At 47.0% G+C, this 12,955-nt stretch carries 1 protein-coding gene and 1 pseudogene; both read right to left on the reverse strand.

Annotation, left to right across the window (positions count from 1 at the left end; genetic code table 11):
- Positions 1–10 precede the first annotated feature (10 nt).
- Positions 11–5,767: pseudogene (locus tag BBG47_RS04945) on the reverse strand (acyl carrier protein); the annotation flags it as partial.
- Entirely contained in the window at positions 5,767–12,942 is a 7,176-nt protein-coding gene (locus tag BBG47_RS04950; RefSeq protein ID WP_175400482.1) for an SDR family NAD(P)-dependent oxidoreductase, read from the reverse strand. The gene BBG47_RS04950 and the pseudogene BBG47_RS04945, both read right to left, overlap by 1 nt.
- Positions 12,943–12,955 lie beyond the last annotated feature (13 nt).

Here is a 12,955-nt window from a genome sequence, read left to right on the forward strand (position 1 = left end):
TCCTCGCTTAAGTCAGCGGGAGGCTCCTTTTTATTCGCCAAGCTTGCACGTTTTTCAGGATGCACTGAATTCCCTTTTTCACGGAGTGCAATGAAAATATTATCCTTGAATTCTTCGAATATCGCTTCTGCAATTCCTTCAATCGTGGAGTGTCCGAAAAAAGAAGCCGGAGTGAGCTCCAGTTGATAAGCCCCTCCCAATTGCGCCGCAAACTCAGTCAATGTCAGTGAGTCGAACCCATATTCGGCAAGCTCCCCGTAATAATCAATTGCCTCGCGATCGATACGAAGAACGGACGAAATGATCTGTACAACGTCTGAACGATATTGTTCATGCCACCTGGTTTCATCGCTTTCGGACGAAATTGATATATCCTTCTCGCGTATGTGACCTTGCTTAGTTCTTCCTGGGTTGTTTTCCGTCACAGTCACGCCTGCCCATTTTCTGATTTTCTCTCCGTTTCCGGCGATGACAGCTATATGGGCATGGTTCAAAAGCAACCCTTCCTTAATAATTGCAAGTCCAGTCTCAGTCGAGATGCCCGACATGCCTACCGCCGTCATGAATAAGCGCTCCGTATGTGGATCGATTTTCATGCCGCCTTCCTTCCATAAAGGCCAACTGATAGAAATGGTTCTTCCTCCGCCTTCACGGACACTCCTGTATTCCGCATAACGATCCATAAAGCGGTTGGCATACGCATAATCGGTTTGTCCCACATTTCCATGCATTCCGACACCGATGAAAACAACATCAAAAAATCAAGATTAGGAACATGGCGCTGCGACGCGCAATCTAAATGAACCGTTCCCCACACTTTCGCAGCCAGAACACCCTTCAAATCTGTAAGCGTTTTCTTAACTAATAAGGAGTCGCGAGTTAAGCCGGCACAGTGGAAAATGCCATGCAGTCGACCAAAGTGGCTGCATATACGTTCTACAGCTCGTTCGGTGTCTGAATAAATTGCCAAGTCAGCTTCGAGATAAATCACTTCGGAACCGTAAGCGCGAAGCTTGGCTATTTTCTCCTCGATACACGGATTAAACGGGCTTCTTCCCAATAGAGCAAGACCGGCTTGATGCGTTCGGGCAAGATGCTCCGCAATTCCAAAGCCGATTCCTCCCATCCCGCCTGTTATCGCATAAATGCCTTTATCTTTCAAAGAATACGCCGAATACTCACTTGGCGAATAGATTTCCTCTATCGCCGCAACTTCTCTTTTACCGTTTTGGTAGCGAATCTCCCTCTCTGATGGCAATATACGAACCAATTCGGTTATCAGCGTTTCTACCATTAAGTCAGAATCATCCTCGACGGGCATTCCCCATTCCACGCTCTTGGTTTGTACATTCGGATGTTCTAAGGAAACTGACTTCAAAAAGGACGCAATGGCCGCGGCATAAGGAAACGGCTGGCCTCCACCATTCTGGAAAGCATAGAGCACATTCAATTGGCGCTTGGACTTGGCTGCCACAAGCTCTCTAATCAGCATGAATACTGGATAAAGGACTTGCTCCAATTGCTCGTCCACCTGAAGCAAATCAGGCTTTTTTTCCGCAGATCGCGAATGAACGATGATATGGCTTGGTTCCACTTCATTTTGCTCTGTCGCACGGATGAGAAGGCGCATATCTTCCTCACTCTCCAGCGCAACGGTATAATGGCCGGAATCCGTTGTAAGGAAGCAGTTCCCCGGCTTAACCCATACAGCCCGCTCGGGATTAACGCATTGTCCCCTTATTTTTCTGAAAAATCCCTCTGAATGGCTCCATACAAGAACGGAGCCCTCGAGCCGATTCTCAGGAATCGACACACGCTCCTCTGGCTTCCAAATAGGTCTGAAGCGCAGCCATTCTGGACTCGCGGTATGATTTTGCTTGACTTGCAACAATGGCGCTGCAGACACTGCACGACTCAAGAACTCCTTTAAATGAACAATCAGGCGTCCCTCGTCGTCAGTAACATACACATCAAAGCATTTCATGTCCGCGATCCGCTGGGAATCCGTCCTATCCCGAACATATGCATAACCGCTTCTCGGTATGCGATCATAGATGTCTATCGTTCCTACTGAGAAGGGAAGATATCGCTCATCTACAGATGCATCGCCGAACAATAAATTTCCCATGACCGTCTGCAGCGCACCGTCCAACATAGCTGGATGCAGATTGAAAATGGAATCATTCTCATCACATTCGGCAGCGAGTTCTAGGCGCGCTATCGCCTCCTGACGATTCACCCATAAATGCTGAATGGATTGAAAGGTCGAACCGTATTGAAATCCCGCCGTTCGGAACATGTTGTAACAATGCTCTTTAGAGTAAGAAGAGCTGCTCCTGTTTACAATTTCTTGAATATCCAATTTACTTGCAGGCTTATCAACCGTCACTGTCCCGATGTTTCCTCTGGAATGGATGATTTCCCCACTTCCCGGCTGGATTGAATAAATTTCATAAGATGCTCCCGCTTTTTCCTTCCGGTACCGAATTTCAAGACGGCAAGGCTCATTCTCTACTGACAACGGGCTTGCCCATATGACATTCCTCAGACTAGAAATCTGCGCTTGAAAAGCAAGCTCCGCCGAAGCGACAGCCATTTCAATATAAGCAGCACCCGGCATTAACGGAGCTGCGCCCACTACATGATCCTGAATATAAAATTCATCACCCGTTAAGGTTAACGAAAATTTAGTTTCTTCGATTGTCGACACATTTTGTTCCACAAGAGGATGCAGCTTTACCCCTGATCGTCTCGAAGCCTTATTTACGCTTTGCCTTCTCCCTTGTCTATACCAATACCGTTGCCGGTTAAACGAGTAAGTCGGGAGCGGTATTTTACGAACCGTTCCAAGCGGCCACAACTCATGCCAAGGAACTTCATTACCTTGGCAATACATTTCGATCGCTGTCTTAACTTTGTTGCCATAATCCGTCGAGAGCATCGCGGCCTCAAATAAGACTTCTTGTGATTCCTCCGGAAATACCTTTGTCTCAATACTTCTGTGATCCTTCAGATTGCAGAGGAAGAAGTTTTCAATCTGTTCACCGTTCAAGTATCGTTTAAGCTTTTCGATTAATTCTTGTTTAGTTTGAACAAGGAGCATCGAACGGTATGAGAAATGCATACGTGAAATCTGCAATGAATAGGAAATATCTGAAATTGAACAATCAACTGCTTCTATTTCCAGCCACTTCAGCATTTTCTTCAATGCACTATCATAGGCTTGTTTGTTTTTGGCCGAGATCGGTACTACATAATAAGGAAGCTCCGGAGATAAACATGCATCTGCACGCGGCGCTTCCTCAATTACCATGTGAGCATTCGTGCCGCTAAAGCCGAAAGAACTGACGGCTGCCCTCCTAGGAACGTCCGAAGCCGTCCATTGTTCTAATTCGGCAGCGACCCGGAACGGCGTCTCTTCAAATTGAATGTGCCGATTTTGCTGCCTGAAATGTATATTAGGAGGAATTTGCTTATACTTTAAGGCTAATAACACTTTAATGACGCTGGCGACTCCGGCAGCAGCAGCAGCATGCCCGATATTGGTTTTGACTGAACCGATTTTGCAAAATTGGGTTTCGTGCGTATACTTGCGAAATGCATTTGTCAATGCTTCCACTTCAATCGGATCCCCCAGCTTCGTTCCAGTTCCGTGAGCTTCCACCAACTGAATGGTACGAGGATGAATATTGGCCTCGCGATAAACGGTAAGCTCGACCTCCGTCTGGGATAGTGTGCTAGGAGCCGTCATGCCATTCGTTTTTCCATCCTGATTGATAGCCGAACCTTTAATAACGCCGTAAATATGATCTCCGTCTCGCAGGGCTGCATCTAGCGACTTAAGTACAACGGCGCCTGCCCCTTCACCAGGTACGAAGCCGTCTGCCCCATCGTCGAATGCTTTGCATCGACCGACGGGAGACAGCATTCCTGCATTACTGGATAAAATAATGAAGGCGGGTGTCAAGGAAATAAAAACGCCCCCCGCAATAGCCATCTCACTTTCTCCTGCAAGTATGCTGCGGCATCCCAAATGAATCGCCACCAGTGATGATGAGCAAGCCGTATCGATAGTGAGGCTTGGACCCTTCAAATTCAGAAAGTACGATATTCTGGCAGCAAGAACCGAAGCGGAATTGCCCCAGAACGACTGGGGTTCCATCGGTACCCCGTCCTCTTGCATTTTGGCGAGATAGTCTCCTCCGCTGGCGCCAACGAATACACCGCACTTCTTTTTATCCATGGACTCGATCGCATATCCAGCATCTTCCAAGGCATTCCAGCATACTTCCAAAAAAATACGCTGCTGTGGATCGGTGACCTCAGCTTCCTTCCCTGACATGTTGAAGAACACCGCATCGAATTGATCGATATCTTCGAGTATGCCGCCCCATTTGCAATACGTCTTGTCAAGCTTCTTCGGATCCGGATCATAATATTGCTCGGTATCCCAGCGTTCTTTAGGGATTTCACCGATTGTGCAGCGCCCGTTCTTCAAATTGTCCCAGAACTCATCCAAATTTTTGGCTCCGGGAAACTTACCGGCAGCGCCAATAATAGCTATATCCGAACACTTCCGTAACGGTCGAACCTCTTCTGACAAGTCTGTCTGCTTCGGCTTCATCCAACTGGTAGAGAACGCTGTCGGTAAGGAAGCTTCCGTAGACACGACTACTTTCCCAATATTGCTACCGCTTTCCAAATACTTATATGCTTCTTTAATCTCAGTAAAAGTAAAAACGCGGCCCACACTAGGTTGTACCTCACCTTTTTCCAGCATATTGGCCATTCGTTCCAAATAAAGCGATAACTTGTCAGGACTCCCCGTCAGTAATTTGCGGATATTTATACTGTGAAAGCTTTGATTGTCAACAAGATGGGACAAGCTTATTGCACCGGAGGCCTTTAAGCCAGCGACGGCAATTTCAATGTATCTGCCATTGGGGGCCAACAAGTTCAAGCCTTTTTGCACTGCCTCTCCAGACAGCGTATTGATGACAACGTCAACTCCGTAGTTATTCGTCCACTGTATGATCTTATCTGCAAAATCCTCTTCTTTATAATGAATCAGGTGTGGCACGCCTAACTGCTTTAAATATTCCAGCTTCTCCTTTGATCCGGCGGTTGCAAATATTTCAGCACCTATTTTCTGCGCCATCTGCACAGCGACTAGACCTGTTCCTCCCGCCGCGGTTTGAATCAATATTTTCTCCCCAGGCCGAAGGTTGGCTTTGTCAAATACGGATTGCAACGTCAAGGCAACGACGGGAAAACTACAGCCTTGTTCAAATGTAATATGCTTCGGTTTCTTAACGAGGAAATGCTCATCCGTGTTGACAACGCAGCTATGCGCCCCCATGCGTGCACCTGTCAGCCCGATGACCTCATCCCCGATTTTTACTCGTGTAACACGGCTCCCCGTATTCATCACAATGCCGGAAAATTCAAATCCTGGTGTAAATGGATAATCCGGTTGGGTTGGATAAAGCCCCTTAATACATAAAATATCACCAAAATTTATCGAAAATGCTTTAACCAGCACTTGCACTTCGCTATTGGACGGAACGCTGGGTTGAACAGCATCCAAGACAATGTCTTCAATGGCTCCCGGCTTCGTCAAGTATACCTTGTACCATTCTGAGCATTTATCAATGAAGGTCTCGATGCCTTGCCTGATCTGTTGGATGTGCCGATATCCCTCCTCAGGCGTCATTTGATGGCTTTCAATCATGGAAATGATCTGCTTCACTTTTTCAACGTTGTCCATCAGATACCTCCCAGTAGCTTTAACACTTCGGTACCACTCATCTTCCCATCCGCCAGATTTTGAAACAATTCGAATTGCGTTCTCTCCCCCACTTCTTCAACGAGCGAATTGGTCGACTTCGGAGGACCTTCATGCCTGCCCTCCTTCGATTGCGGAGCAATGAGCTTGCCATATTCCTTGCAGAGATATGCGGATAAATCACGAACATTTCCATAATCAAACAATGCGGTAGTCCGCATCGTAATGCCGAATTCCTCATTTATGTGCTTCACAAATTCCAGCCCCATTATGGAATCAACACCATAATCAGTAAATTGCTTTTCCGACTTTATATCGTCGTCTGTAAGCTTTAACGTCATCCGCAAAAATAAAACCAGCCTATTGGCTACATAACGCTGTAATTCCGCTTGCGACAATCTGCCAGTATCTTGCGTCGGCTGTTCCAAACGCTCAATTTGACCGGGCGTATGGAAAGGGGGCTCAATCCTAGAAGTAGACGGTGCTACATTTTCTAGTGCGGCGCCAGTTGCCGATATTTCTATGGCTTCCGGATTATTCACAACATAGAGACCATCGCTCTCACCTATTATGACTTGCTGACTATGCTCCATTTTCTCCTCAGCATCCGCCAATAACGTAACACCGCGGAAGCCTTGCACCGACAATTGCTTTTTCCAACACGCTGGCGACAACAGTGGCGAGTGCGGAATTCGCAAGTCATCCTTGAACAGCCACCAGCCTTCGAGCAATCCGAATGTCATCGTCAAGAAATCCATTCTCGACGTCACTTCATTGATGACGAGCCACCCATTCGGTTTCAACAATGTTTTAACATGCCTTAATGTGCGCTCAATATTTTGCGTAGCATGAAGTACATTTGCCGCAATTACGACATCATATTCTCCAGTTGCGAATCCCTGCTGCAATACTTCTTTTTCAATATTAAGCAGTTTGAATTCTACAAAAGGAAATCCCTTTCCGAACGTTTCCTGACCATATTTGAGAAAAGCTTTTGAAATATCTGAATACGTATAAGATAAGTTGTCTCTGTGTTTTTGAAGCGCTGGCAAGATTCGAGAACTCGTTCCACCGGTTCCAGCACCAATTTCCAATATTTTAATGATGCTGCCTTGCTTCAAATCGGGCAGTCTTAATTCGATATAGCGCTGCAGTGCCCAAGCCGCTACGCCATTGTAATAATCGGAATCGGCGTTTCCTTGATAGACGGATCCAACCAGTTCCATTGAACCTTCCGGGAACAATATGTTCTCCGCCGGCACTTGCCCAGTCAAGATTTCCGGATAGTGACGCACGCACTCCCATATTAGTTCCAGCTGCGGCCTAATGTCTGGATGCAAGTCACACCACTGCTTCTTGCGTTCTGCAAGCTCATCCAGTGAGGTAGCAGTGCAAGTGCCAGACAAATACGTCCCTTGCTCCTCTAAATGTCCCGCTGTTGCAGCAATTTGCAACAATCCTTCCAACAACCTGGAGTATTGCGGAATAATCCCTAGCTTTTTCTGCAACTCATCTGCTCTGACAGCCTCTCCATCTGGTAAAAAAACGCCCATGCGTTGGAAAGCATTCATCAGCATCTGCTGCCCGAATTCGTTGATAATGCCCCGTGCATGTAGGGACTTTCTAACATGCTTCGTACCCATTTTAGGGCGTTCCGAGATATTTAGTCTTGCATGCGGAATAGAAGCAGACTGTTCTGCGGGAACGACAACGGTCGCATCAAGCTTCCCACCGATTCCCTTAATAACGTTGACATCCGCATTTATAGCAATTAATTGCGGGATGTTCCAAGCGAGAGTACGAACGATTGCCTCCATCCCTACCATTGGATCGATGGAATATAATCCTTGTGCGGCTAGCCGCTTTTGGTAGCTGTCATTCGCTACTACACCAACACTCCCCCAATAGCCCCAGTTCACGATATGAACCGGGTAACTGACCTTTTCACGAATGTAATTTGCAATCGCGTCTTTAAAGGAACAGGCGGCAGCATAATTACTTTGACCCGCATTGCCGGAAAACGACTGCACTGATGAGAAAAAGAGCATGAAATCAAGCGGCTCGTTTTTAAATACTTCATAGAGCTCAATGCTGCCCGCGGCCTTCGGTCGCATAACTTCGAGCAGCGTTTCCTCCTCGAGCGCTTCTAACGAGCAGTCCTTCAGCACCAAAGCAGAATGAATGACCCCGTCTATTTTTCCGAAACGCCGTTTAGCTGTGGCTGCAGCCTCTTCCATTTCCTCCTGATTCGCTAAATCCGCTGTCAAATACAGCAAATCAGCACCAATTTCATTAATCATTGACTGTGTGCTAGCAGTCAATTCTTTAATAGAGCGACGCCCAATCAAGACGAGTTTCGCCCCGTAATGGCGCGATAAAAAGCGGCATAACTCTATACCGATTCCTCCAGCTCCGCCAGCGATAAAATACACCCCTTCTTGTTTGAAGGCAGACTTCTCGGCCCGTGGAAGTACAATCGGATATAACAGGCGCTTATACCGTTTCCCATTCCTAAATGCAATTTCTCCGTGGTATCTCTCGTTTTCCCTAACAATCGCTTCAGCAGTGCTTCGTCTTTCTCCCTCGTTCCCATTTTGCAAATCGAGGCTAACATCCAAGCAATGAATATTCCAGTTCAAATATTCTCGAGCAATCGATTTGACAAACCCAAAGATGCCTCCGGTAAAGGGACTTGCTTCATCTCCCTCAACAGCAAAGGCACGATTTGTAACTACCTTTAATTGAACGGATTGATGCAAATAACCGAGTTTGCTCCATGCACGGAACAGGCGATAAAGCGCGATAATTCCATATTCTTGGCTTTGCTCCAGGCCGATTGCATCTACACGTTCCTGTGTATCGCTGAAGCCCACCAAGATATAAATAATTTCCGGTGCATCCTCTCCCGAGAAAAAAGGATGTGCACCTGCCTGCTGTTCCGATAGAGATGCATGAGTTAATGGAAATCCGACCACCCTATCGTCCAGATGATATTGGCATAGAGCCTCAGAGAACCTTTCCCACCCCGGAGCAGCGGCAATCAATATCCGTTTCCCTCTAGAAGTCGCAGCATGTTCACGGATTTCATTTGGATCCCGCTCCCATTTTGGAACATACAGTAGGGACGCAAGCGGATCCCTAGCTTTTCTGATGCGCAAGCCGCTTATATGAACGCCCACTTTTCCTTGGGCATCCGTCAGCTCAATATCGAATTTGTCATTCCCTGCAGTCGTTACTAACGCATATGCACTTCCTTGTATTGAGTGTGACCATATCAACTCATCGATACTGAATGGCAGATATGGCTCTATTATGCCTTTTGCAGCGAAAATGCCAATGATGCCCTGCAATGCTCCGTCCAAGAGCGACGGATGGATTTGATGAAAACTGCCTGCACCGCCTTCTGGTGCTTCGAGATAACAGAGCGCTTGATCGCCCTTAATCCATATTTTCCGCACAGATTCGAAGAAGGGGCCATACTGAATGCCCAGATTGCGGAACGCATCATATAATTGTTCTGCTTCAATCGTGCTATCGGCAATCTCCATTCGCTCCTGCAGATTTACGGAATTCCGCAATTTTAACGAGGGCTGCATTCCAATAAGACCCTGAACATGTATTTCTGAATGTTTGCCTGGACTGCGCACTTCGAACTGTGTTCCAGCATTTGATGTTTTCATTACAAATTCAATTTTTTTGGGCACGGTATCTGCCGTCAATGCTCGTGCAAGCACTACATCCATCAGATGAAACTCTTTTCCTTTAGCAATCAACGCTGCCGCTTGAGACGCCATATCCAAAAATACTGCGGCTGGCATCGTCGGCAAACCGTGAACTAAATGGTCTGACATAATTGAGTCTTCCGGAGCGACGACGGTTTCGAACACGAGACCGGACTCTTTCATAGAACGTTCGACATGTAGGTTCCCAATCGATAGAAGACTTCCAGAAGAGTGCGGCTGCGGCTGATCCTCTGCAGCCCAATGCCGCTTCTTGGCGAATGGGTAAGTAGGCAATGATACGACTTTGCCTATTCGCTCAGGCCAAAGGGAATACCAGTCGATCTGTGCTCCCCATACCCACAATTGGGCAAGCTTATATGTTTCGTCATGAGATTGGATAGAGCGAATGAAGTCTTTTCCTGAAGCACCGCCTAACATAAGCTCCAACGAGGATCCACTTTGTTTCACATTGCCGGAATGGATCCCTTGCTCAACGCCTCCACCATTGATAAAGGCCTGCAATCGACTTACTACGGATGTAAGATCAGCTGCAACGAAAGCGAGCCTTTCTTCCATATGCTTCCGCCCGGTTTGCAAAGTAAAGGCAATATCGTCTATGCACAGACTTGCATTATACTTCTCGACATAAGCAATAAATCGTGCCGCTTGCTCTATCAATCTGTCCCGATTTAGGGCAGACATTACAATTACGTGCGGCGCCAGCGTATGCAACTGGCTCTCGTCAACAGAGGGGGAGACATACTCTTCCACGACGACATGCGCGTAAGCGCCGCCGAATCCGAAGGAGCTCACGCCAGCTCTTCTTGGCTCTCCATTGACCGATTCCCATGGAATGACTTCACGATTAATGTATAACGGCGAGCTTTCCAGCTTAATATACGGATTCAACTCATGAAACCGAGGCATTGCAGGAATTTCCTTATGCTGCAAAGACAAAATCGCCTTAAGCAAGCCCGCTATGCCTGCAGCACCCTCTGCATGTCCGATATGCGCCTTCGCGGAACCTACAGCGCAAAATGCTGCGCCTTGCCCGGCGTACGGCTTGAACGCCTCCTTTAACGCATTTATTTCTACAGGATCACCCAATTTCGTTCCTGTCCCATGGGCTTCGATATAACCGATCGATGTCGGATTAATTTCGGCATCTTTCCATGCGTCCATGATGACCTTGGCCTCCTGCAACATGCTTGGAGCCGTAATCGATGGAGTGTATCCACCATGATTAATCGCCGTCCCTTTTATAACCGCATGAACGCGATCCCCATCCCGCAAAGCTTGCTGCAACGGCTTCAATAAAACTGCCCCTACTCCCTCTCCTGGAACATATCCGTCTGCCGCGGCATCGAATGTATGGCATCTTCCCGTAGCGGATAATGCTCCAATGCTGCAGAAATAGCGATAATGATGCGAACTTAACAATAAATTGGTTCCCGCGACAAATGCCATTTCACATTCCTGATTGCGCAATGCCCGGCACGCTAAATGCAAGGCAACCAAAGAAGAGGAGCAAGCAGTATCGATAAACACACTCGGGCCCAATAAATTAAAATAAAATGAGGGGCGATTAGCCAGCATGGTGGACGCATTCCCTGTCCCAGAGTGCGGATCAACCGTTTGCGGGAGCCTATCTTTATAATCCTGGAAGCAGGCTCCAACATACATCCCCGTATGCGTTCCTCTTATGCGTCCCGCATATCCGGCATCCTCCATCGTTCCATAAAGCACCTGCAAGAGCAGTCTAAGTTGCGGATCCATCATTTGCGCCTCACGTGGGGAGATATTAAAAAATTCCGCATCGAATTTATCCACATCATCAATGAAGCTCCCCCACTTGCAATACATTTTGTCGGTTGCATACGGTGTCGGGTCGTACCATGGCCGATAATCAAAATGTTCGTGCGGAATTTCTTGCATTAAATCTACGCCCTCGCGAATGTTGTTCCAGAATGAAGGTAGATCCGGAGAACCAGCGAACATGCCTGACATTCCGATTACTGCTATATCCCGTTCACTGCTCTGCTTCCGAAGCTCCTTTGCTCCATACGTTCTTTCAAATTCGTCGCTACTAGTTTGGGGACCCGTAGACAACATCGGTTCTGAGAACGGCAGTTCTGCTGCCCGATCCTTTTGCCCCATCTCCAGTATCTGACTGGCTGCCGATTCCGGAACATGCAATTTTGATCGCATAACCTCAGGATATTGCTTAGCGAAATAAGTCGATAAATCGAGAATATTTTGATATTCAAAAAACAAAGTTGGGTATAATTCTATACCTAACTCGACCTCGAGCTCACGAGCCAATTCGATCAATCTCGTAGAGTCAATTCCCATATCCATAAAATTTTTGCTCTTATCGCCAATTGTTTTTCCTTCCGAGATCAAGCACGAAACCCGTTCTGTCAAATACTTCTCAATGTTGCTTCTGAGCGGATCGTGATAATCCCCCTCAGCACTAGCATTCGACCTGACGATTGTAGACTCCGTTTTATTGATCATGCGGTGAATTCCAGCTACATTAGCTTCCTTTTCCGAACTATCCAAAAGCGCGGAGGACTCTGCCCGCTTGCAGGTTACACCCTCCAGCATTAACAGGCAATTCCCTTCTTCGTCACATACATAAATATTGGTTTCAATTAATTCGGAATTCATTTTTATGACTTCTGACCATGAAAAGCACCGCTGCAACAGAGGCGCAAATACGGTAACTCGTTTGATGAACAGCGGTATAAACGCCCCGTCCCGTGCTTCACGGATACCGCACATGCTGCTGACGATGGCTCCGTCCAGAAGGGCGGGATGTGCAATATAATTTCCTTCCGAGCTTGCGAATTCTTCCGAAAGGCATAATCTCCCGAGCACGACATGATCGCGGATATAAACATGCTCAACGGTTCTGAGCGACTCCCCATGACAGACAGGCGACTTCGATAACTTCTCGTAAATTTCCCGACCTTGCATAATCCGATCCGGTTCGTCCAATACACCTGGGATATTTTTTTGAATCGGCTCAATCTTTTCCATCCTCTCGATTTCTGCGACAGCCGCTTCCGTCCAAGTATTTTCGGACGATTTTTTGTACAAACTTGTAAATTTTTGTTTCTTGTCGTCCCCCATCGTCAATCTGGATCTGATATCAATTGATTCTCCTGATTTGACCGTCGCTGTTCTTTGGAACAATAGTCGGCTAAATTGAAGCGGAAAAGTGTGCCGAACATGATTAACTGCCTCTATTGCCAAAGAGCAATGGGTAACGCCAAGAAGAACTTGCTCGCCAAAGACAGTATGGTCTTGCAGATAGGGCTCACCGTATTCAAAAGTTAACCAGAATTCTCCCTTATTCAATGAAGAAATCCGCAATTGAGCCTCCTCTTTCGTGAATGCTTTATGTTCGAAACGTTCCAAAACCGTTTTCACGTCCAACCTCACC

Source organism: Paenibacillus sp. KS1 (assembly GCF_001680695.1).
In the GTDB taxonomy this organism is placed as follows: Bacteria; Bacillota; Bacilli; order Paenibacillales; family Paenibacillaceae; genus Paenibacillus_B; species Paenibacillus_B suaedae.